This window comes from Otoolea muris (assembly GCF_943193115.1).
In the GTDB taxonomy this organism is placed as follows: Bacteria; Bacillota; Clostridia; order Lachnospirales; family Lachnospiraceae; genus Otoolea; species Otoolea muris.
On sequence record NZ_CALPCY010000042.1, the window covers coordinates 1 to 21529 of the forward strand.

A 21529-nucleotide genomic window follows, 5' to 3' on the forward strand; every position below is an offset into this window, starting at 1 on the left:
TGAGCTGAAAGGTTCACGCCCGGTTTAGGGCGGGGGAAAATCCGGAGATAACATCAAAGGATTACCTATCGCTATTCAAGGAGCTGCGTGACCTGACAAGCTATGACGAGTTGGGACTGGATATGATTGGGGATGAAAAGACAGCGCTGTTTGTCATTATCTCCGATACCGATGACACGTTCAATTTTATTGTGTCTATCATGTATACGCAGCTTTTCAACCTGCTCTGTGACAGGGCGGACGATGTGTATCATGGCAGGCTGCCCGTCCATGTGCGCTGCTTGCTCGATGAGTTTGCCAATATCGGGCAAATACCAAAATTTGAGAAGCTGATTGCCACAATCCGAAGCCGGGAAATATCAGCTTCCATTATCTTGCAGTCAAAGTCGCAGCTTAAAGCGATTTATAAGGACAATGCCGACACCATTGAAGGGAATTGTGATACCACCTTATTCCTCGGAGGGAAGGAAAAGACCACCTTAAAAGAGATGGCGGAAATTTTAGGTAAGGAAACGATAGACCTTTACAATACCTCTGACACAAGGGGTACGTCGCAGTCCTACGGTTTAAATTATCAAAAGACCGGAAAAGAATTGATGTCGATGGATGAGATTTCGGTTATGGATGGTGGAAAATGTATCATGCAGCTTAGAGGGGTTAGACCATTCTTCTCCAATAAGTTTGACATCACAAAGCACAAGCAGTACCGGCTTCTGTCCGATTTTGATGACAAGAACGCCTTAGACATCGAAAAATATGTAAAGAACCTGTGTAAAGCAAGAGTTAGGGACAATGACACCGTTGATGAGGTGGAGGATGCGGGCGTGATTGAAGCATGACAACTGAATAGGGAACTTGTAAACCAGCCACAGGACTTCTGGACAAAAAGTCCAAAAGTTACGGAAACGGAGTTTTGAATGTACTTGGGAAAGGACAAAACAAAGCGTCCGGCATAGCCAATCGCCAAACTGAATATGCCGGATGCCCGCAGGGTTCTTCCTAAAGGATTGCCCTGTCTTTATCTTACCATAAGGCAGGGCATTTTACACGAAAAAACTCTTTCAGAAACCAGACAAAATTATTTTTGAGAAAGAAAGAGGTAGAAACATGGCATTTTTTACAACAGCGGTAACAGGATTAAAGACAGTCGTAACAGCAATCGGAGCAGGCGTGGGCGTATGGGGCGTCATCAATCTTCTTGAGGGATACGGAAATGATAATCGTGCGACACGTTCGTAACTGAAAAGGTTACGCACTAAGTCGAAAGGCTAAATAGCCTGAAATCTTAGGAGAACTGACAATCCGATGGGTGGAATGATAGGGTAACGCCTTGAAACGCCCACACTGATACTCCGATTGGCGGCGGTATGCAACTGCCTAACCGTCAAAAGCTCGGTGAAGTCGGCAGAGAGTGACCGTAAGCGGGATTTTTTTACCGCACGAAACCTGTCCAGAGGTGGACGGCGTCACCTATATGCCGGGTGTCGGATACTCATGGTGAGAATGTATGAAAATACTGGCGTACTTCCGAATGTACGGGTCTAAACGTTTGGATTTGTCGAAAGGCATTTCCCCATTAAATTGAGGTGTCCGTGGATTAGTAAGATTGGTTGTTATGAACGTCCACATACCGTTACAGGCGGTAAGATTCTTTGAATTGGACACAGGCTTAGAGGAAGCGCCTAAAAGTATTCAATGATAGGATTGTTGGAACGTGGTAAACCGGGACGTGAATGATAAGGCTGTTGCAGGCTGATGTCACGCTGATAAGGAAAAGCGAAAACCAGCAGGGAATGCTGGTATATCAGTTATGATATTCCACTATCGCTATAACTTATCTTAATTCTGGCGAAAGTGGTGGCACAGTACCTATGAAGCGGGAATAAAAAGCCCGTGGAGGGATAGCCACCAGTCGGATTTAGAAACAAAAACTGAAAACATAACAAACACAGCTTCGAGTATGACAAAGAAAATCCTAACCGAAAGGGGTGGGTGCCTGTGTTGACTTCGGAGCAGCAAAAGCACAAACCAAAACAAAGCAAAATCCGCTATACGGAGTATTACGACCTGCAAAGCATCTTTGACAGTCTGTATGCTGACAGCCTGAACGGCAAGACCTTTCAGAACCTCATGCGCCTGATTGCAAGTGAGGAAAACATCAAACTGGCATATCGGACAATTAAGGGCAACAAAGGAAGCGGTACTCCCGGCGTGGATAAGCGGACAATCAAAGACCTTGCCGCACTTCGTGAGGAACAATACGTCCGTCTTATTCAAAAACAGTTCAGTTGGTACACTCCCCGCCCGGTGAAACGGGTGGAAATCCCCAAACCCAACGGAAAAACAAGACCGCTGGGGATTCCTACAATTGTTGACCGCATAGTGCAGCAATGTATTTTACAAGTGCTTGAACCAATCTGTGAAGCAAAGTTCCATGAGCGTTCCAACGGCTTCCGTCCGAACCGCTCTACGGAACACGCCATAGCACAATGCTGTCGGCTCATGCAGGTACAGCACTTGCATTATGCGGTGGATATTGATATTCGTGGTTTCTTTGATAATGTAAGCCACGGCAAGCTGATAAGGCAGATGTGGGAAATGGGTATCCGGGACAAAAAGCTGTTGTGTATCGTCAAGCAGATGTTAAAGGCACAGGTGGTACTTCCAGATGGAACGAGGACAACTCCAACCAAAGGAACGCCGCAGGGCGGCATTTTGTCGCCACTGCTCTCCAACATAGTGCTGAATGAGCTTGACTGGTGGGTGACTTCCCAGTGGGAGGAAATGCCTACCCATTACGAGTACAAAACCCGGCAGAACGCCCACGGTACAGATATTAAAAGTCACACCTACTGGGCGCTCAGGCGGAGCAGACTCAAAGAAATGTACATCGTGAGGTACGCTGACGACTTCAAAATCTTTTGCCGGAGCCGGCAGGACGCTGAAAAGGCGTTTGAAGCAACGGGGCTATGGTTAAAAGACCGGCTCGGGCTGGAAATCAGCCCGGAAAAGTCTAAAGTCATCAATCTAAAACAGCGGTATTCGGAGTTTTTGGGATTTAAGATGAAAGTCTGTCCCAAAGGGAAAAAATACGTGGTCTGTTCACACATGAGCGATAAAGCCATAAAGCAGGCAAAGGGAAAAATATCTGCCGCTATCCGGGCGATACAGAATCCGGCAGATGACCGGGCGCAATACATCGCCATTCAGCAATACAATTCCGTGGTTGCCGGACTGCACAATTATTACCGTCTGGCAACACACATCAGCGTAGATTTTCCAAAGCTGTCCTATGGACTGAAACTGCAAATGGCAAACAGACTGCGGGAATTGACATCAAAAGGAAAACTGGAACGTGGATTTATCAAGGAACGGTATGGCAAGAGTAAACAGCTAAGGTTTCTAAACGGACACCCTCTCATTCCAATGGGATATGTCCAAACAAGAAACGCCCAGCACAAAAAGAAAACCGTCAATCGGTATACATCGGAGGGACGGGCAGAAATCCATAAAAATCTTGGTATCAATACCGATACGATGATATGGCTCATGCAAAACCCTGTGTTGGATAAAACGATTGAGTTTGCAGACAATCGGATTTCGCTGTTTGCGGCTCAATATGGGAGGTGTGCCGTAACTGGCATTGACCTTATGCCTCATGACATTCGCTGTCACCATAAAGTGCCGCTTGAAAACGGCGGTACAGATGAATATGGCAACCTTGTTCTTGTAACCGAAGCAGTACATATCTTAATCCATGCCACTTTGGGAGAAACAATCCAGAAGTACCTAAAGGAACTCCAACTGAACAAAAAGCAACTGGAAAAACTGAATAGACTGCGAAAACTGGCGGGAACGTCTGTAATCGCATAACCAATCTTTTAATGCTGTAACGAAGTGTGTAAGTTATGTTTAAAACGTAAAATTTCTAAATTCGATGGGGCGCCGTGTGCGGTGAAAGTCGCATGCACGGTGCTAAGCGGGGGAAAAGCCGGAAACATTTGAAACTGTAGGCTTACCTATCGCAATCGGGCGCAAAGAGCCAGGGAATCAAGCAGCTTATGAGTGGAGGGGGCATTATCATTGTGGCGCAGACGGTGATTCCACAGCTTTCCAGCCTGTTTTCATAAGATAAATGGGCGGCATCATAGACAAAATCACTGATTTCATAAAGGAGATGCTGCAAGGGTGGGTGCTTAACAACCTTGATACCATGTTTTCCGATGTCAATGATAAGGTCGGCACGATTGCGGGGGAGGTCAGCAAGACGCCAAGCACTTGGGACTCCGGCATATTCAGCATGATACGGACGTTATCGGAAAACGTGGTAGTCCCTATAGCAGGCATGATAATCAGTTTTGTGCTGATCTATGAGCTGATAACAATGGTAATCGACAAAAACAATATGCATGACTTTGATACAAGCCTGTTTTTCCGTTTTTTATTCAAGGCTTGTATCGCTGTCATGCTGCTTTCCAAGACCTTTGATATAGTCATGGCGGTGTTTGATGTGGGAAGCCATGTGGTGACGCAGGCGGCATCTTCCATATCCGGCTCTACAAGCCTTGACGTACAGGCTACCCTTACCACCATGTTCAACAACCAGATTGATACAATGGGGATAGGGGAGCTTATCGGTCTTGGCATGGAAACTATGGTCATCAGCTTATGTATGAAAATCATGTCCGTCCTCATCACCGTCATTCTATACGGGCGCATGATTGAAATATACCTTTATGTGTCAGTTGCGCCAATCCCGGCAGCGACAGTTACCAACCGGGAATGGGGTACAATCGGGACAAACTATTTAAAAGGGCTTGTCGCCCTTGCGTTTCAGGGGTTCTTCATCATGGTGTGCGTGGCGATCTATGCTGTGCTTGTGGCAAGCGTGGCAGTAGCGGGCAATTTACACAGCGCATTGTGGTCGGTTGCGGCATATACCGTAATCCTCTGTTTCAGCTTATTCAAGACAGGCTCATTATCAAAATCTATTTTCAATGCCCACTAAACACAGCAAAGGTGTGAAAGCCGCTGGTTTGGCGGGCATTGCCCACGAAAGGAGCAGACTATGGCAATATCCGTACCAGTGCCGAAAGACCTGAGTGGAATCAAGACAAAAGTGGCGTTGAACCTTACCAGAAGGCAGATTATCTGTTTTTCCGGCGCAGCGCTTGTGGGTATCCCCTTATACTTCCTTACCAAAGGGGTATTGGGGACACAGGGGGCGGCGCTTATCATGGTGGGCGCAATGCTGCCATTCTTCTTTTTGGCAATGTATGAAAAAGACGGTTTCCCGGCAGAGAAGATTTTATACTTCATGCTCCGGCAGAAGGTACTCACGCCGGGAATCAGACCGTATAAATCGGAAAACCTCTACAAGCAGTTGGAGGAACGGGAAAAAATCAGGAGGGAGGTATGTTTCCTTGAAGAAAAAGCAAAAGGCGGGGGCGGCAAAGCCAAAACCGCAGGAAAATAAGCGGATGCCGGAAAAGGCGGGACTGACCTTATCGGAAAAGAAACGCCTTGCGGAGCTGAAACGTGCGCTTGCCGGGAACAGCAAAGAGCAGGCGCAGCCGGACACCGCACAGAAAACCATTACATTCAAAAAAATGTACCGGGACGGCATCTGTCAGGTGGCGGACAGTTATTACACGAAAATGGTGGAGTTTTACGACATCAACTATGACTTGCTGGAGGTGGAGGATCAGGCGGATATTCTGGAAGAATACAGTAAGCTGATTAACTATTTCGATCCGTCCATAAAGTTCCAGTTGTTCTTATTTAACAGGCAGGTCAGCGAGCAGGCTCTTGCAGAGCAGTTCGATATTTCCTTACAGGGTGATGCGTTTGACGATATTCGGGACGAGTACACGCAGATGTTAAAGCACCAGTCGGCAAAGGGCAACAATGGAATCATCAAATCGAAATATCTGATTTTCGGTGTGGAAAGCGCCGGGTACAGGGAAGCAAAGAGCAAGTTAAGCAATATCGAGAAGGATGTGGTACACAATTTAAACAATATCGGCACAAACGCCAGAGGTCTTGACGGGAAGGAAAGGCTGCGTATCCTGCATGAGTATTTCAATCAGGGTACAATGGAGCCTTTCCGGTTTTCGTTTAAGGAGCTGTCAGAATCCGGGAAGTCGGTCAAAGATTACATTGCGCCGCCGGGGTTTGACTTCCGCTATCCGAGCCGCTTCAAGTCCGGCAGCATTTACGGGAGCGTGTCTTACCTTGACATGATTGCACCGAAGTTTACGGACGAGATGGTTAAGAAGCTGCTGGATATTGATGACAATCTTACACTCACCATGCATAAGATTGCGTTTTATTAGGAAAACACACTGTCAAAAGGATTTTATGCTTTGGCGGGGGTCAGCCCGCCTCGGCGGTGTCAGTGGTGTTGATTTCAATATACTCGGCAATCCGGCGGAACTCGTCCGCAAACTTAAAGTGAACACTGATATTGCCGTTTTCGTAAACCTTGATATGGTCTACCAGCTCAATCAGAATTTCGCGGGTCAGCTTTTCGATGTTCTGATATTTCGCAAAGGCTACCAGCGCGGGATGCTGCTGGTCAACGCCGTTTGAGAGCTCTTTCCGTTCAGCCGTCAGCCGGGCCAGCAAATCCGAGAGCCCAGCGGCCTGCCGTTCATAATCGGCTTTCATTTCCCGGTATTCCTGCTGGGTGATTTCCCCGTCTTTCCAGTCTTGATACAGTGACTGCTTATAGCGGGTAATTTTCGTCAATTCCTTTTCCTTTGCGGCTATCTGGTCGTTAAGGCGGTGGGATTGACTTTTTTTCAGTGGAGCCGCATTGATATGGGCTACTATTTCCGAATAGGAAACGGCGGTGCTCACTTGATACTGGATAGCGAACAGAACGGCGGCCTCCAGACGGTTGTGCTTGATAGAGTGCATGGTGCAGGCTGTACGGGAGCGTTTCTTGTAAGTGGAGCAGGAATAATAAACATTCTTCCCGCTCTGGCTCCGGGTCACGGCCTTGCCGCAGTCAGCGCACCTCAGAAAGCCGCTGAATAAATGGAGCTCCCGCTTTTTAGGGGCCGTCCGGGTGTCACGTTTCAGAAGTTCCTGCACCCGGTCAAAGGTTTCGTGGGTGATGATGGCCTCGTGGGTATCGGGGACGCGCACCCATTCATCCTCTGGCACAGCCTCAATCTGGTGTACCTTGTAGCTTTTCACCCGGCGGCGGCCCTGTACTAAATCCCCGGTGTAAATAGGATTTCTGAGAATATCCGTTATAATCTTGTTCCCCCACATGGGAGCGTCCGATATAGCCGGGGAGTAGGGCAGGCCCTTTAGCTTTCGGTAAGCTGTGGGGCTGGGTATGCCGTGGTCATTCAGATACATCACAATTTGAAGTTTGGCCGTACCTTGCAGGCACATCTCGTATATCTTTTTGACGGTTTCAGCGGCCTCCGGGTCAACGATTAGCTGGTGCTTGTCTTTGGGGTCTTTTATGTAGCCGTAGGGAGCAAAAGAGCCTATGTACTGGCCGTTGCGCCGCTTATAATCAAAAACCTGCCGGATTTTCTTTGAGGTCTGATAACAATACTGGTCATTCATCACGTTTGTTATCGGAACGATGATGCTGTTCACGCTGTCCGGGTTTAGGTAGCTGTCCACGCCCTCGGCCAAGCTGATAAAGCGGACGCCCATCTGCACAAAAAGGTTATCAATCAGACTTCCGGCATCGCTATAATTCCGGGCGAAACGGGAAAGGTCTTTCACCACAACGCAGTTGATTTTCCCGCTCATCACATCCCCCAAGAGCCGCTGGAAACTTTCGCGCTCCGTATCGGTTCCCGTGTGGCCGTCATCCACATACTCGGTGTAGCTTTCAAATTCTTCCGCATGGTTGAAGTGAAAATCATTGAGAATGTCGCGCTGGTTTTTCACGCTGTTGCTATCGTCAAGCCCCCGGTTGATTTTCTGTAAATCCTCTCGGGAAAGCCGGATGTAGCCGCCCATTTTCCAGAGCCGGGCCGTATAGGTAGGGGCCAAAGTCTGCTGATACCCTCTGTTTTTTGTTCGTGCCATTGTTCCTCCTTCCCTATCACATTACACTTATATTATACCTCTGCCCGGGGCAATCAACAAGGATGTCGATGCTTTGGGACAGTTTGTCTCGAAGTAGGAACGGGCCGCAACAGTAGTTACAGCCCGCTCTTTTGCCGGATAAGAAAGGCGGTCAGCGTCTCCTGCAGGGAGGGGCCGCCCTCGGCAAATTCGATTTTCACGCCCACGCCGCCCACGCTAAAGCAGTAGGGATTGACGGCCCGTTTTACGAACTGGGCCAGCCGCTCCTCCCGGGGGAGGGTGCGGTCAAAGGCCATACCGCTCACGTCAGCCAGCGCATCCGCGCTCACCGCGCCGATGTCCACGCTTTTCATTTGTTCCAGCTCTTGTGCGGTCAGTTTCACGGCAAAACCTCCTTTTGCGTTTTTGGTTGGTGGGGAAACGCTAAAAGGCAGCACTCCGAAAAGTGCCGCCCTTTGGCCTGTCCTCACCTTGGGACAATTTGTCTCGAACTTGTTTGAAATGGGGAGCGCCGGGCCCGTATGTTTGGCCCGTCAAAAGACAGCGAGTAGCGGCCCGGCGTTCCCTTGTTTTGTGCGGCGGCCCCAAGCGGCAAGCGGCCAGCTTGTCCCTCGCGGATCGTGGCCGTGGGGCTGGCAGGTTCCCCACTCGCGGCGGTGGTGTTGGTCGCTCGTCCTCCCGTGGGAGAAGTCACAGCGCACCCGCCGCCCGGCTCCCCGCGTTCACCCGGGGCCGCCCGCTATTCAGTTGTGGAGAAGAAAAAACTTCCTCTCATATACCACCAGAAAAATGGAGCAAATGGAGACGGCAATCACGGATTTTTTCTCAAATATTTTTTCATCTGTGCGATGCCGCAGAGAACGGAGCGCCGCACCGCGCTCTTATCCACGCCCTCGGCCTGGGCAATCTCCCGGTAAGTCATACCGAGGATAAAGTGAGCGTCCACCCGGCGGCCTTGGGTTTCCGGCAGGCTGTTCAGCGCGTTCCACAGACGGCAGAACCGCTCCTTGAGCTCCAGAACCTCGTCCGGGGTGAGCTCGTGCAGGCAGGCGGAATACTCAATGCCGTCATCCGCATCCAAGGAATAGTACGCCTTGTTGTAGCGGGCCCGCTCGGTATAGGCCGCCTCATAGCGGACGCTGGCTCGGAGCGCCTCGGCCACATCGTCAGAAACCTCAATATATTCATCCTGGGTGTACCAGTAGTAAAAGTCGCGCAAGTTGATGATAGTCATTGTATGTACCTCCATATCGTTTTTTGTGGTTGGGTTTCCGGGAAACGATATGGAGGGCGGCGGGGAGCGACACCCGGGGGAGCCGCTCTCCACCTTGGGACTGTTTGTCCCAAAGTGGAGCCGACAAGAAACGACAACGCCCGCACAGCGTTGTACTGTGCGGGCGCATGAAATGACGCAGTTCTTTATGTACTTGCAAATTTTGTGTTGCTGGCCAGAGTAACCCGATGGAGGGGCTAAACTTTTTTTGACAAGTTAAGTGGGACAAATATAGAAAGAAACATAGCGACATCTCCTAAATACCGCCATGTCTCAAATAATTCAGTCCATATTAAAGAAAAATGACGGTTATTTCAAAACCGTCACTCGCCAAAACAACTTGAAATGGGCATAGCAAATCACCCTGCCGATTTACGGTTTTTTTTAATCGCCAGGGTGACTGCCAGTACAAATTATTTTTTCAACAAAACTGCAAGAGTTGAACTGTGTTCGCTGTATGTGCTACCAGATACATCACCAAAATATTCGCATATTTTGAAACCGCTACCAACTGCCTCCTCTTCCAGTGCTTTTTTAGAAAAGTAAGTATCCCACAAATAGTAATTGCTTACTTTCTTCTTTGCGATAACCAATGTTTGGCGAAGTGTTACATTATCGGGGTATTTACAAGCCCTGTTTAATGCGATGTAGTTTTCTGGATACCAAAAGCCGCCGTCAGGACAGACTTCCCATGTTTGGCTTTCTTGAAAATTTTCAAGCTGGGTGAGAGAAAATACATCCAGCAAAAACCTTCCGCCGGGTTTGAGATGTTGGTAAATGATTTTCAATAATTGTTTTCGGTCATTTGTCGATAATGCCCCGAAGTCGCAGTAAATCATTGTTGCGAAGTCAAATTTTTTATCTAAAGATAAGTTCAGATAGTCTTGATAAAAATAGTCAATAGGTAGTCCTTTTCTCTTTGCGCTCATCTGAGCATAATTTATAGAACGGTGTGAAAAATCAACACCTACAACCCTATACCCCTTTTTTGCATACCGCTCAGTATAAAGACCGGGGCCACATCCAATGTCAAGTACTGATGGATAGTGTTCTGAGGGAAGTATTTTGCTGATCCAATCAACTGATTTTTCAATAAACTCCAATTTTCTACTTGCTCCATCATAGTTTGGATTTAGATGGGCGTTAAGCATCTGTAGTGAAATGTGTTCATCATCCCAAAAAGGTATCTCTGTTTTAGTATAGAGAGGGGGCTTTTTGAAAAGCGGTGTTAATTCTGTTAGCATACGAGCTCTCCTTTCGTAATTGGACAAAATAAAAAGCCGTAGATTTTACTCTACGGCTAACTTCCTTAAAAAGATGAAAGATAGATAAGAGTAAAATAAAATCAAACAGTAGGCGCAGAAACAAAACTGTAAAAACAGTTGTTTCTTAACCTATTTAGTTGATTTTATCTACTCTTTTCCAGTCACGCCCATGCCACTGATTATGTGACATCTGATGTGCCGGACTTCATCACCTTTTCTTTTTTAATTTTATTGTTTTATTCTATCAGATGGATTTTCTTTTGTCAATGGTATATCCAAAAAAGTGAAATTAAATGCTACTTAAAAATAAAATTGTGTTTCGTTCTCATATCCCGCCCCGAAATGTAAAATAATATAGAGGTGATGTGAAAATGTACCAATATGAAAAGCGCCTGGACTGTCATGCCCTGGGCCAAGAAATCAAGCGCAGACGAAAAGCCAAAGGCTGGACGCAGGAGCACCTGGCCCAGCTTGTAGACCTCACCCCGCGCTCCATCATGTATATTGAGAACCGGGGCCAGCATACCAGCCTCAACGCCTTTTACAAACTCGTCACCCTTTTTGATATTTCCGTAGATGAATTTTTCTACCCGGACAAGCTGAGCGGCGAGAGTGAGCGCCGGAAACACATTGACCGGATGCTGAACGGAATGGACGAAAAGGAGCTTATCATCATAGAGGGAGCCGCAGAGGGTATCAGAAAAGCCAGAGAAACGGAGGGAGCGTAAGGAAAAGCGCGGCCTCCGTTTTTCGCGCCATGTATAGGGGAGCGCATAAACGGCAAGCAATTCGGGTGTGGCCACACTCCGAAATTTTTGCTGGGCCGCAGGCCCGCAAAAATGCTTGTTGGGGAGCCTCCCCAAACCCGGCTCTTTGGGACAAAATGTCCCAAAGAGATTGGCTGCGTCACCGCCGCTATCGCGTCTGTTCCTTATCAGTGCGCCCGTCCGTCAGTCCGAGCAGATGGTCGATGTTGGCCTTGACAGCCACGGCCTCCCGCATATCCCGCTGGGCCTGCCTATACTCGGCATAGAGGGCCTTTTTCTTATCCGCCAGCTCCCGCCGCTGTTTTTTCAGCGCGTCCATTTTGGGGAGCTTTTCACCGCCCAGCAATTCATTCATAGCGGCCCGGGCCGCCCGGTAGGTGGCAAGCTCCGCCTCATGCTCGGCAAGGTACTTTTTCGAGTACCGGGCCGCCTTGTAGCCGTCAAAAACGGGCCGGGCCTTGGCATAGTCCACCACGGCCCCCATCAGCCCGGAGACTTTGGAGAGGGCGGCCTCGGTGGTCTGGAGCTCCCCGGCCAGCGCGTGGGCCCGGTCAACCGCCGCCGTGGTCTTTGCCGCCAGCGCGTCATAGTCGGTGAGATTGTTTTCCTGCAAAAACTGGAGGACGGCGGCCATCTGCTTTAGGTTGTAGACTTTCGCCCACCGTTCATAAGCCGGGCCCTTGCCCTCGGCCATGCGCTTTTGAATGTCAATGATAAGCCCCACCTGCCGGGCCGGGGGCGGCGCGTTCTTGGGGAGCTCCGGGAGGGGCCGCTCCCCGGCGATCACTGCCCGGATGTCCTCGGGGTCAAAGCCCGCGCCGAGGGTGGATGCCCGGAGCCGGGTGTACTTGTCCTGCCCCGGCGCGAGGAACGACACCACGCCGCCCCGCCCGCGCTTGACGGCAAAGCCGGACTCCTCCATCAGCCGGAGGAACGCGGCAAAGTCGGCGGGCTTTTTTTCAAGAGCCGCGATGATTGCCAGCCGCACCCGCTGCTGCGCGGAGGGCGGCTTTTCCCCCACCCACTGGCCATAGTGGAGAAAGCGGCCCTTGCTGTGCTGTTTGGGATTTTGTATCACGGACAAATCATGTTCCAGACATACCCGGTCAGACAGCCGCCGGAGGGCAAAGCTGGAGCCGAGGAAATTATGGAATTTCCGGGAGCAGTCAAAGGCCGTGGAATTGAAATAGATGTGATTGTGAATGTGGCCCTTGTCGGTATGAGTGCAGACGAAAAACTGGTATTTGCCTTTCGTCCAGCGCATCGCCGTTTCAAAGCCCAGCTTGTTAGCCTCCTCCGCCGTGACCTCGCCGGGCGGGAACGCCTGCCGTATCTGGAAGAACAGAGCCCCGCGCTCCACGGGCCGGGCGGTGGCCGCTTGGTATTCGCTTTTCACCAGCAGGAACTCGGCGGCGGCTGTGGCCGGGTCGCAAAGGTGGGAGGACACGGCCCCCAGCTTTTGGGGGTTGAGCCCGTAGGCAAACCGCTCCTCCATCGTCTGGACGGCGCTCAGTCCCGCTGCCTGCTTGTAGGGCCGGATGTAGGTCGTGGCCGTGGTAGCACCTCCTCTCGCCATGAAAAAAGGCAGCAGGCAAAGCGCCCGCTGTCATATTCCATCCATATATGAATGACTCTATATTATTCTCCCTTTTCGTACTCGCTCCATGATTTCCCATATAATTGATTGCAACATACTTCCCGTAACAAATCTCTAAAACCCACTAAAAAGTTTAGATTGATGCGTCCCTCTTGTTTCTCATAAATATATCGCCAATATTCAAACGCATTTGAAATATCGTTTAACATTTCATCAAACATATTGGCATTTTGGGACTTGAACCATTCACGCAGTCCAAGCTCAACGGATAATGCAGTATTTGCATCCTTTGTTTTGAATTTTTCCCATAGTCTTTTCAAGTCATGACACTTTAGTTCTTCAACCGGGACACCGTGAAAAACCAGTAATGTTTTAAGGAATACTTCACAAGCAAAAGCGGAATTTACAATTCCCGATACAGAATGGGATTTTGTTCGGTGCTTTATATTGTTCGGCTCTATTTGGCAATATCTTGCACAATCTGCAAAAGCACACGCATGTTCAAACATTTGATGAGTAACCATTGACATATTTTCTACCATACTATACACTTCTTTCTATTTTACTTTTATTTTCATAAAAACATATTATATTTTCCTTTGCAGTGAATCATAACTTTGGGACGAAATGTCCCAAAGCATTACACCACCAATATTCGTGAACAATATAGCGGAAATTATTTTGCAATTTATATATTAAAAATGAGTTTTTCTGTATTAGGCAATTCTCCTATTTCTGCACAATGTATAATTAACTGATTAAGCAATACAGCAGATTCAGTGACAAATGAGGAAATATCCTCTTTCATCTTATTTCCATGTACTGCAGATGAACGCATATTATAGAGTTTTTTAACTTTTTTGAATACCTCATTCGCCTTTATATCATCATGACCAGCTAAGAACCGCGCAATATAAAGACTTACTCTAAAACTAACTTCAGTGCTAACATTAAATAAGGATTCAATTCCAGACCATAAAATTGCCAGTTGAACACGCGGCATTGAGTGCCATCGATAGCTTGCCAAAGCATGAACCGCCGTTCTGTAAGTATCAAATTCTATTAGTTTCATAGCAACGCAATAATAGCTGCTAAGCCATTTTTCATCAGTTTCAGAGAGATTATAACATTCCCTCAACAACGCATGAAACGCATAGTTTGTAATATTTATGTACGTTGCTTTTTCTTGCGTATTAACGGGTTTATCAGATTGTAGATTGCTCATAACTTCACAATTAAAAAGTGCTCCCAACAAGATGCAATCCCATTGTGCATTCCAAGTCGCTACTGCTAATTGTTCAGCATCAGAAGAAGTTATTCTCAGTTGGGAGGATAATGTTTCAGAACTCAAAACAGCGACAGAAAAATCAATGTCGTTTTTAATTAACTTTGAAACTATATCAAATTTCATTTTTGAATCAACAGGTATAAGTGTAACGTCTTTTCGCAAATTTATTTCGTGAGAACATGAAATGCCATTGACATATAAATACGTTTCTTTTCCTATTCCAATAATCCCCATATATTTACCTCTTCCACCGAATTGATTCAAAATCAAAGAGCATTTTTTGATTTGTTCTTTGATTAGAGATTTAGTATATCATATTCTTATCCAACAATCTACCTGTACTTTGGGACAAAATGTCCCGAAGTACGAAAAGCCGGGGAGCGGCACAGCACCGCTCCTCAGCAAATCACAGCTCCACCAGCGCGGAAAGCTGTTTCAGCAAATTAGACAAAGGCCCCCACAAAGCGGAGTAGTCCCGCTGGAGGGCCGATATTTCCTCGGGGTAAATCCCCCCGTAGGTGTTGGCATGGATAGCCACTTGATTAAGGTTGTTTGAGCACCGCCGCTGGAGAGACACCAGCTCCCGGACGGGGGCAAGGTCAATCTGGAGCACATAGCCGCAGAGGGCCATCCTCCGCATATACGCGCCCATGTTGCGGATGCCCGCCTGGGCCATGCGTTCCCGGATAAGCGCCTGCTCTTCCTCGGATACCATCACATGAAGATGGACGGGGCGGCGGCGCTTTTTTCCGGCCATGCCTACCTATCGCCCCGGTCGGGCGCGTTCCGTTTGGGCGCGGCGGGGGCCTGCCGTTCCCCGGCCAGTTTCCCAGCCTCCCGCAGTTGTGCGGCAATCGGGGGTTTTTCCTGCCGGGCCCGTTTACGGCCAGCGGCCTCCTGCTGGAGCTCCACCCCACGGGCACACTCGGCCAGCCGCTCCGGGGAAACAAATTCTTTCACTACATAGCACCCAAAATCCGGGTAAAACCATGTCAGCCGCTTTCCATCAGGGACGCGGCCCTCGTCCTCCCATTTCCCCACCACCTGGGCCTGGGCATCCATCAGCCGCCGCATATCCGGGTTATCACGGGATGGCTTGAGCTCGTAGTTATAGAGCTCCTTTTCCGTGAGCGGCCGGGCATATGCCAGCTCGCCCCATGCAAGCCGGGTATCATGCTCCACCCAAATCCGGCCCTCGTAGTTTTCGATCCGGATGGGCGGGTTTTCCTTGCCATTGGGGAACGTGCCGATGTCCACGGGCCGCTGGGTAGAATAATACTTGTATTCCTGCGCTTTTTCCAAAGTTACCTCCTCTCAGATGTTAGCTTTTGGGCCGGGAAACGGGGGCCGGACATAGAAACATACCGGGCCCCCATGAACCGCGCCCGGAAAGCCTTGATACAAGCGGGTTTTCAAGCGGCAAAAGCTAACAGTCCAGCCGCCTTTTCCGCATATAGCCGCGCTGGCGTTTCCGCCGCGCATTTTCGGCGCAGGCCGCCGAACAGAACGCCCTTTTTCCCTCCGGCGCAAAGGGCCGCCCGCAGACGGCGCAGGGCCGCAGGCCGGGGGCCGGGCCGTCAGTCAGCGCGGCCTCCAGCGCGGGATTTAAGGGGAGCACCGCCTCCCGGAAGTAGCGGCAGTAAGCCCCCGTCCAGCACTTCCCCAGCATATAGCACTCGCAGTCAAGGGGCAGACAGCCATATTCCCGGTCATAGTTGGCGCACCATTTCACTACAAGGGAGCGGATAGCGGCCTTTTCCTCACGGGTCAGCTCGCGCAAAATATCACCTCCCGTCCGGTTTTTTCAAAAGGCTCTGAAAGCAGGAGCCGCAGGGGATGCCGCGCCAGTAGGGACAGCCACAGCACCGGGAGCCCTCCCGGGGCTGTTCCGGGCGGGGAGCCCGGGGCCGTGGGCGGCGTTTCATTTCCCGTTCCAAAGGGTTCGATGTGAAATTCATTCTCCGTCCTCCTTTTCTTCTTCCTCATCCCACGGGGGGAGGTCGTCATACTCACCGCCGCCATAGTCCTCGCCGTATTCCACGGCCTCTTCAAAATCCTCGCTGGGAGCGGCGGCCTGCTGTTTGGGGCGGTAAATCTTGAAGTACCACCCGGCCCCGCCGCCGAGGGCCAGCACCGCCAGCACCAGCAGGAGCGTCCCCGCCCCGCCGGATTTTTCCGGCTCGGGCTCCGGCTCCGGCTCGGTAGCAGGTTCGGGCTCCGGCTCCGGGAGCGGTTCGGGGACAGCCTCCGGGGAGGGCTCCGCAAGGGCCATTAAATCGGCCACGGTGACGGCGTTCAGAAAGTACACATTTTCCGTCTCCCGCTGGCGGTCAATCACCAGATAGAACACGGACTCGTCTGCCGCCATGATGGTGAAAAATTCCTTGCCGTCCTGGTCGGTGGCGTTATCCACCATCGTCCCCTGGCCGTCCGGGGTGAATGGGTTGGGCTCGGGTTCCGGCTCCGGGGTGGCCGGGGGCTCCACGGGGTCAAGCCCCTCCCACTCCGGGCCGCCCGTACCGTCCTCCCATTCCTCGCCGCCCCCGGCGTAGGCCGTGGTGGTGATGCCGCACAGCAAAAAAGCGGCGCACAGAGCCGCCGCCACTACACGATATTTTTTTCCTTTCATTCCGCGTCCTCCTTTTCCGGCCCAGCGGACTTCGGGACATTTTGTCCCAAAGTGTCCCCGGCCTTGATGCGCTGGAGCACCAGCGGGAGCTCCTCAAGGGAAATGCTCATGCCCCGCACGATGTCCACGATTTCCTCGTTCTCGGCCTCCTTGTGTTTCTGTTCCAGCTCTTTCAGCCGGGCCTGCTGGTCGCTGATTTTGGCCTTGACCTTTTCTATCTCGGCCATGATTTTTGCGCTCTTGCTAATCGCCATTGAAAACCTCCTTTTCATGGTAAACGCCCGTAGGCGTAGAAGTGGGCCTGCCAGTAGCTGCTGTTTAAGTTGGCGTAGCTGATAGGGTCGCCACAGTGCAGCATCATCCCGTCCCCCACATAGATGCCACAGTGGGAGACTCCCGGGGTGTCATAGGTTCCCTTGAAAAAAACCAAATCTCCGGGGCGGGGGGAGCTGGTGCGGGTGCAGATGTTGTAGAGCCCCTGGGCCCCCAGCCGCCCCACGTTCCAGCCGGAATGATTGACTACCCACGAAACAAAGCCGGAGCAGTCAAAGGACGTGGCCGGGGAGCTCCCGCCCCATACATAGGGATAACCGAGGTATTTCTCGGCCTCGGAGAGCATCGCCGCGAATGTTTCATCGTCCAGATATTCCCCCGGCACTTCGTAGCCTTCCGGCGGGCTGGTGTATTTCCCCACATAGGACGAGCCGGGAAAGAGGTCGGGGCGGTTCCCCAGCGTTGCCATGTAGAGGGAATACCGGGAAACCTTTTCCTCCCCCATGATATAGATAGGAAGATGGGAAAGGTTGAAGTTATCCAGTGTCACAGTGCAGATGTAGTAATCGTAATACACCCGGTAGCTGTCAGTGTGGGTATTGCCGTCCTCGTCCGTCCATGTATCCGTTTCGATGTAGTACCGCCGCTCCTTTACCACGTTCTCTGTCAGCGTGTACTGGCGGTCAAAGAGCATCCGCAACGTAGGCTGGACATCCGCCAGCGTCCACTCGCCCTCATGCCATGCGCTCAATAAGGAAATCAACACATAGGGGTCGTGCTCAATAGTGTCCAAATCAAAATGGTACTCGTCATAGTCGTGTGTGCTTTCGTAGGTATCGAGATAATGCCGGAGCTCCGCCTCCAGCGAACAATAAGCGGCCTCGGCCCCCAGCATATCCCCATCCTGGGCGGGGTAGGTGGTGGCCCCAACCGCGCCTGCGGCGGCGTTCCCCAAAGTGATAAGGGAGGACGCGCAGGACTGGAGGGATAAAACGAGCACCACGCAGGCCAGCGCGATAAGCGCCCCCACGGGATGCCGTTTCACGAAAGCCACGGCCCGCTCCGCCAGCTTTTCCGTGGCGGCGGCGGTTTTCCCGGCGGCCTTGGCCCCTTGTTTCGCGGTCTGTTTCGCCGCCTGCCGCGCTTGTTTGGCGTACTGCTTTTTCAGCTTTTGCTTGTGCCAGTAGCGGGTGACGGCGTTTTTTGCAAGCTCTGGGTTCTCCTGGGCGGCCATGCGGAACTGGTAGTCCGCCCGGGCCTTGATGTACTGCGCCTCGGCCTTATGGACAGCCCGGGCCGGGTGCTCCCGGATGCGCTTTTTCGCATACCGCGTCCCATGCCGGAGGGCGGCCTCGCCCAAAAGCTCGGAGCGGTGGGCCCCCTCGGTTCCCACGTTTTCATGCTCCACCTCATAAACCTTGCCATGCACAAAACCGTGTGCGCTCCACCCGGCGGCCCCCAGCGCCCGGCGCACCGGGCCCCTGGGTTTTGGCGGCTTTTTGCCCTCCAGCTTCTTCCGGGCCCGGTTCAGCTTGTCCTCCCGCGTCTCCATGCGGAGCTTGGACTTGCTGATTTTCTCTTGTTCGCTTTCCATGCGGAATTTCGATTTTCTGGTTTTGGGCCCCTTGGGGGACTTTGGGACATTTTGTCCCGAAGTGCCTTTGTCCCCGGCGGGCCCGGCGCTATTCGTTCCTCTGGTCATTGGCTATGTCCTCCGGGCGGGTGGTGAGCAGGTTGTAAATCTCCCCCTTGGGGAAACGGTCAACAAAGGGTATCGTCACATTCCCATAGAACAGCAGGCCCTCGCCGCTGTTGCTGTGGGTGATATAGGAAAGCTGGTGCTCGGAAATGCCGAGCTGTTTTGCGATGATGGCCCGGTCACTCTGGGCCTGGGAGAGCAGGACGAGGAAGTCGGTGTTATCCAGTATGTTCTCAATCTCCCGGCTGGCCAAAAGGTCTTTCACGTTCTGGGTGAGGGCCGAGGGCACACAGCCCTTTTTGCGGAGCATCTTCCACACCGCCACAAAATAGCTGGCGGTCAGCGGGTCGCGCAGGAGGATGTGGAACTCGTCAAAGTAGCACCATGTCGCCGCCCCGTTCTGGTAGTTGGTATGCACCGCCGAGGTGACAAACTCGTTGGTGACGTGCATCGCAATCTTGCGGAGGTTCTCCCCCAGCCCTTTCAGCACGATGCACACCACCCGGGAGCTCAAGTCCACGTTGGTCGGGTGGTTGAAAAGGTTAAGGGAGCCCGTACAGTAGAGCTCAAGGGCAGTCGCCACGCGCTTTGCCTCCGGCTCCGGCTGTTTCAAGAGCTCCTCGTACAAGTCCTGGAGCAAGGGCATCTTTGCGCCCTCCAGCCCCAGCGCAAGCTCCCGGTACACCAGCCGCACACAGCGGTCAATCACGGTCTTTTCGATAGGTTGCAGTCCGTCCTTGCCACCCACCACCAGCTCGCACAGCGAAAGAAGAAAATCCGCTTTCATGGAAAGGGGGCTGTCCTCGTCATTAAGCCCCATCTGAATATCCATCGGGTTGATATGGTGGGGGCTGTCCGGGGCGATCTCTATCACCTGCCCGCCCAGCCGCCGCACCAGCGGGGAATATTCCCCCATCGGGTCAACGATAACGATGCGGTCACTTGTGGCAAGAAAGACGTTTATCAATTCCCGCTTGGCGGCAAAGCTCTTGCCGGAGCCTGTGGAGCCGAGGTACATCCCATTTGCGGATTTCAGCTTTTTCCGGTCTGCCATGATGACATTGTGGGAAAGGGCGTTCATGCCGTAGTAGAGGGCCTGCCCGCCCATACGGAGCTCCCGGGTCATAAAGGGAATGAAAATCGCGGTGGAGCTGGTGGTCATGCCCCGCTGTATCTGCACCTCGTTATAGCCGAGGGCCAGCGAGGACATAAAGCCCTGTTCCTGCTGCCAGTCCAGCCGCTTTAAGGCGCAGTTGTATTTCTGCGCGATGCCGGAGACGGTGAACACGTCATTTTCCAGCCGCTGGCGGGTGGGGGCGAGGTTGATGACGGTAAACGTCAAAAGGAACATCCGCTCATTCCGGGACTGCAAATCCCCCAAGAGCTCCGCCGCGTCCTTGGAAAAGGTGATCAGGTCGGGGGGAAGAATATCCATGTCGTACCCGGCGCGGACGGCTTTTTTCTGCTCCTCCACTTTCATCTTGTCAATGTCCGAGATTTTCCCCTTGATGGTCTTTATCGCCTTTAACTGGTCAACGGTCCGGATGTGCATGGTGACGGTGAGCTCCGCGTCCAGCTCCAGAATTTCCCGCAAAAGGCGGTCAGAAAGCTCGGACGCCAAAATCTGAAGATAGGACGCCGCGCCCCAAAAGCCGCCCACCCGGAAGAACCGGGAGCCCCTAAAGTCAAAGCCGCCGCTGGGGGTGATGAAGTCCTTTGTGCCCATGCCCGTTCTGGAAATATCCGCCCAGCTAAAGCGGAACGGCTCCCGCCGTCCGGGGTGCATCTGCCCATGCAGGAGAGCCAGCCGCTCCCGCCCGTCCAGCGGGGCCGAGGGAACGCCCAGCCGGTGGAGGTTGCCCATCACGTCCGCCTCCACCCGGTCAAGCCGGGGGCGGGCGGCGGCAATCCCCTCGGCGGGCACGCCAAAGGTGATATATTTGGAGCGTTCAATCCCGTTGTTGCTCCGGGCAATCTGGCGTTTCAGCATCCCCACGAACTCGCCCCGGATGCTGTCAAAATCGTCCGCCTGGGCGGGGATGTTCACATGGTAGCGGCTGGTGGAGTGGGAGCGGCGGTTGATAAAGGAGAGCTGGACGGGGAGCGCGCTGTCGAAGTAGTTGAGGAACGCGCTCCACCCGCTGAAAATCGCGGACTGATCCTCGGTGGATGCCACGGAGTAGTTGATGTCCTCATATTCCACGGTCTTTGTGTAGAGCCCGCCGGGGAGCTGGCACACCCCGTCCGGGTGCATCGCCACATAGGGGATGGACTGCTGGGCGGACAACGCCGCCTTATTTTTTCGCCTGCTTGTTCGGTTTTCCATTCACTGCCTCCTTTCCCGCCCCGTCCTGCCCGGTAAAGGGCGCGTAGATATTCCCGGTCTTGTAGGGCCTCACGCCGGGCCGCAGGTACTTGGCCCGGATGATGTTCTTTACCACCTTTTCCAGCGGCAGGCCGTCTTTCTCGTACATTGCCAGCAGAAACGCCGGGAGCATGATGCCCAGCATCAAAAAAAGCGCCGCCGTGTTCCCAAACGAGCTCCGGGCCAGCAGGTAGGAGGGGACTCCCACAAGGGCCGCGCCGCCGAAACACACAAGCTGGCGTTTTGTCAGATTGAAAGCGATTTTGGTCTTGATTTTCGATAGGTCGTTAGGTACGTTCACATAGGGCATTT

Annotated in this window: 20 protein-coding genes and 3 pseudogenes; 8 read left to right on the forward strand and 15 right to left on the reverse strand. The window is 51.9% G+C overall.

Annotated elements, in window-relative coordinates; all coding sequences use genetic code 11:
• Nucleotides 1-77 precede the first annotated feature (77 nt).
• From NFS31_RS19530 to NFS31_RS19560, 7 genes and pseudogenes are all read left to right on the forward strand, one after another.
• Nucleotides 78-839, forward strand: a pseudogene (locus NFS31_RS19530) (VirD4-like conjugal transfer protein, CD1115 family); the annotation flags it as partial.
• 268 nt (nt 840-1107) lie between these two features.
• Nucleotides 1108-1236, forward strand: a pseudogene (locus tag NFS31_RS19535) (Maff2 family mobile element protein); the annotation flags it as partial.
• A gap of 762 nt (nt 1237-1998) precedes the next feature.
• The gene (gene ltrA, locus NFS31_RS19540; RefSeq protein WP_251498947.1) at nt 1999-3873 is read left to right on the forward strand and encodes a group II intron reverse transcriptase/maturase; all 1875 of its coding nucleotides are present in this window, start codon (nt 1999-2001) and stop codon (nt 3871-3873) included.
• Between the two features lie 167 nt (nt 3874-4040).
• A pseudogene (locus NFS31_RS19545) lies at nt 4041-4130 on the forward strand (Maff2 family mobile element protein); the annotation flags it as partial.
• A 5-nt stretch (nt 4131-4135) separates the two neighbouring features.
• Nucleotides 4136-5008, forward strand: coding sequence for a VirB6/TrbL-like conjugal transfer protein, CD1112 family (locus NFS31_RS19550; protein WP_251498948.1), 873 nt, complete (start codon nt 4136-4138; stop codon nt 5006-5008).
• Between the two features lie 60 nt (nt 5009-5068).
• Nucleotides 5069-5476, forward strand: coding sequence for a PrgI family protein (locus tag NFS31_RS19555; RefSeq protein ID WP_251498949.1), 408 nt, complete (start codon nt 5069-5071; stop codon nt 5474-5476).
• Entirely contained in the window at nt 5424-6335 is a 912-nt protein-coding gene (locus NFS31_RS19560) for a hypothetical protein (RefSeq protein ID WP_251498950.1), read from the forward strand. The genes NFS31_RS19555 and NFS31_RS19560 overlap by 53 nt, the downstream gene beginning before the upstream one ends.
• A 40-nt stretch (nt 6336-6375) precedes the next feature.
• Here NFS31_RS19560 and NFS31_RS19565 read toward each other — a convergent pair whose 3' ends face one another.
• The 4 genes from NFS31_RS19565 to NFS31_RS19580 form a co-directional block, all read right to left on the reverse strand.
• On the reverse strand, nt 6376-8061 hold the full coding sequence (locus NFS31_RS19565; RefSeq protein WP_251498951.1) for a recombinase family protein: 1686 nt from the start codon (nt 8059-8061) through the stop codon (nt 6376-6378).
• A 116-nt stretch (nt 8062-8177) separates the two neighbouring features.
• The gene (locus NFS31_RS19570) at nt 8178-8444 is read right to left on the reverse strand and encodes a DUF6870 family protein (RefSeq protein ID WP_251498953.1); all 267 of its coding nucleotides are present in this window, start codon (nt 8442-8444) and stop codon (nt 8178-8180) included.
• 428 nt (nt 8445-8872) lie between these two features.
• On the reverse strand, nt 8873-9295 hold the full coding sequence (locus NFS31_RS19575; protein ID WP_251498954.1) for a sigma factor-like helix-turn-helix DNA-binding protein: 423 nt from the start codon (nt 9293-9295) through the stop codon (nt 8873-8875).
• Nucleotides 9296-9747: 452 nt separating this feature from the next.
• Entirely contained in the window at nt 9748-10578 is an 831-nt protein-coding gene (locus NFS31_RS19580; RefSeq protein WP_006355530.1) for a class I SAM-dependent methyltransferase, read from the reverse strand.
• Nucleotides 10579-10970: 392 nt separating this feature from the next.
• On the opposite strand from NFS31_RS19580, the gene NFS31_RS19585 reads away from it, so the two are divergent.
• A complete protein-coding gene (locus NFS31_RS19585) occupies nt 10971-11327 on the forward strand; it encodes a helix-turn-helix domain-containing protein (protein ID WP_251498957.1) in 357 nt (118 codons plus the stop codon).
• A gap of 187 nt (nt 11328-11514) precedes the next feature.
• Here NFS31_RS19585 and NFS31_RS19590 read toward each other — a convergent pair whose 3' ends face one another.
• From NFS31_RS19590 to NFS31_RS19640, 11 genes are all read right to left on the reverse strand, one after another.
• Nucleotides 11515-12861 (reverse strand): relaxase/mobilization nuclease domain-containing protein, encoded by a 1347-nt coding sequence (locus NFS31_RS19590; RefSeq protein ID WP_251498990.1) that lies wholly within the window; start codon nt 12859-12861, stop codon nt 11515-11517.
• A 143-nt stretch (nt 12862-13004) separates the two neighbouring features.
• A complete protein-coding gene (locus NFS31_RS19595) occupies nt 13005-13505 on the reverse strand; it encodes a hypothetical protein (RefSeq protein WP_251498959.1) in 501 nt (166 codons plus the stop codon).
• Between the two features lie 146 nt (nt 13506-13651).
• On the reverse strand, nt 13652-14485 hold the full coding sequence (locus tag NFS31_RS19600) for a HEPN domain-containing protein (protein ID WP_251498961.1): 834 nt from the start codon (nt 14483-14485) through the stop codon (nt 13652-13654).
• 172 nt (nt 14486-14657) lie between these two features.
• On the reverse strand, nt 14658-15008 hold the full coding sequence (locus NFS31_RS19605; protein ID WP_251498963.1) for a plasmid mobilization protein: 351 nt from the start codon (nt 15006-15008) through the stop codon (nt 14658-14660).
• Nucleotides 15009-15010: 2 nt separating this feature from the next.
• Complete coding sequence (locus tag NFS31_RS19610) at nt 15011-15553, reverse strand: defense against restriction DarA-related protein (RefSeq protein ID WP_251498965.1); 543 nt, start codon at nt 15551-15553, stop codon at nt 15011-15013.
• 124 nt (nt 15554-15677) lie between these two features.
• Nucleotides 15678-16034: a cysteine-rich VLP domain-containing protein gene (locus NFS31_RS19615; protein WP_251498992.1), complete on the reverse strand. Its 357-nt coding sequence runs from the start codon at nt 16032-16034 to the stop codon at nt 15678-15680.
• A gap of 171 nt (nt 16035-16205) precedes the next feature.
• Nucleotides 16206-16880, reverse strand: coding sequence for a CD1107 family mobile element protein (locus tag NFS31_RS19620; RefSeq protein WP_251498967.1), 675 nt, complete (start codon nt 16878-16880; stop codon nt 16206-16208).
• On the reverse strand, nt 16877-17134 hold the full coding sequence (locus NFS31_RS19625; protein ID WP_120480727.1) for a DUF4315 family protein: 258 nt from the start codon (nt 17132-17134) through the stop codon (nt 16877-16879). The genes NFS31_RS19620 and NFS31_RS19625 overlap by 4 nt, the downstream gene beginning before the upstream one ends.
• 14 nt (nt 17135-17148) lie before the next feature.
• Nucleotides 17149-18855: a C40 family peptidase gene (locus tag NFS31_RS19630; protein WP_251498969.1), complete on the reverse strand. Its 1707-nt coding sequence runs from the start codon at nt 18853-18855 to the stop codon at nt 17149-17151.
• On the reverse strand, nt 18836-21178 hold the full coding sequence (locus NFS31_RS19635; RefSeq protein WP_251498971.1) for a VirB4-like conjugal transfer ATPase, CD1110 family: 2343 nt from the start codon (nt 21176-21178) through the stop codon (nt 18836-18838). Before NFS31_RS19635 ends, NFS31_RS19630 begins: the two co-directional genes overlap by 20 nt.
• Nucleotides 21147-21527 (reverse strand): PrgI family protein, encoded by a 381-nt coding sequence (locus NFS31_RS19640; RefSeq protein ID WP_251498973.1) that lies wholly within the window; start codon nt 21525-21527, stop codon nt 21147-21149. The genes NFS31_RS19635 and NFS31_RS19640 overlap by 32 nt, the downstream gene beginning before the upstream one ends.
• Nucleotides 21528-21529 lie beyond the last annotated feature (2 nt).

Bases quoted from the DNA above. Each gene is read 5' to 3' on its own strand.
- NFS31_RS19550 (WP_251498948.1), top strand. From the start codon at position 4,136: ATGGGCGGCATCATAGACAAAATCACTGATTTCATAAAGGAGATGCTG.
- NFS31_RS19555 (WP_251498949.1), top strand. From the start codon at position 5,069: ATGGCAATATCCGTACCAGTGCCGAAAGACCTGAGTGGAATCAAGACA.
- NFS31_RS19565 (WP_251498951.1), bottom strand. From the start codon at position 8,061: ATGGCACGAACAAAAAACAGAGGGTATCAGCAGACTTTGGCCCCTACC.
- NFS31_RS19575 (WP_251498954.1), bottom strand. From the start codon at position 9,295: ATGACTATCATCAACTTGCGCGACTTTTACTACTGGTACACCCAGGAT.
- NFS31_RS19580 (WP_006355530.1), bottom strand. From the start codon at position 10,578: ATGCTAACAGAATTAACACCGCTTTTCAAAAAGCCCCCTCTCTATACT.
- NFS31_RS19585 (WP_251498957.1), top strand. From the start codon at position 10,971: ATGTACCAATATGAAAAGCGCCTGGACTGTCATGCCCTGGGCCAAGAA.
- NFS31_RS19590 (WP_251498990.1), bottom strand. From the start codon at position 12,861: ATGGAGGAGCGGTTTGCCTACGGGCTCAACCCCCAAAAGCTGGGGGCC.
- NFS31_RS19595 (WP_251498959.1), bottom strand. From the start codon at position 13,505: ATGGTAGAAAATATGTCAATGGTTACTCATCAAATGTTTGAACATGCG.
- NFS31_RS19600 (WP_251498961.1), bottom strand. From the start codon at position 14,485: ATGGGGATTATTGGAATAGGAAAAGAAACGTATTTATATGTCAATGGC.
- NFS31_RS19605 (WP_251498963.1), bottom strand. From the start codon at position 15,008: ATGGCCGGAAAAAAGCGCCGCCGCCCCGTCCATCTTCATGTGATGGTA.
- NFS31_RS19620 (WP_251498967.1), bottom strand. From the start codon at position 16,880: ATGAAAGGAAAAAAATATCGTGTAGTGGCGGCGGCTCTGTGCGCCGCT.
- NFS31_RS19625 (WP_120480727.1), bottom strand. From the start codon at position 17,134: ATGGCGATTAGCAAGAGCGCAAAAATCATGGCCGAGATAGAAAAGGTC.
- NFS31_RS19630 (WP_251498969.1), bottom strand. From the start codon at position 18,855: ATGACCAGAGGAACGAATAGCGCCGGGCCCGCCGGGGACAAAGGCACT.
- NFS31_RS19635 (WP_251498971.1), bottom strand. From the start codon at position 21,178: ATGGAAAACCGAACAAGCAGGCGAAAAAATAAGGCGGCGTTGTCCGCC.
- NFS31_RS19640 (WP_251498973.1), bottom strand. From the start codon at position 21,527: ATGCCCTATGTGAACGTACCTAACGACCTATCGAAAATCAAGACCAAA.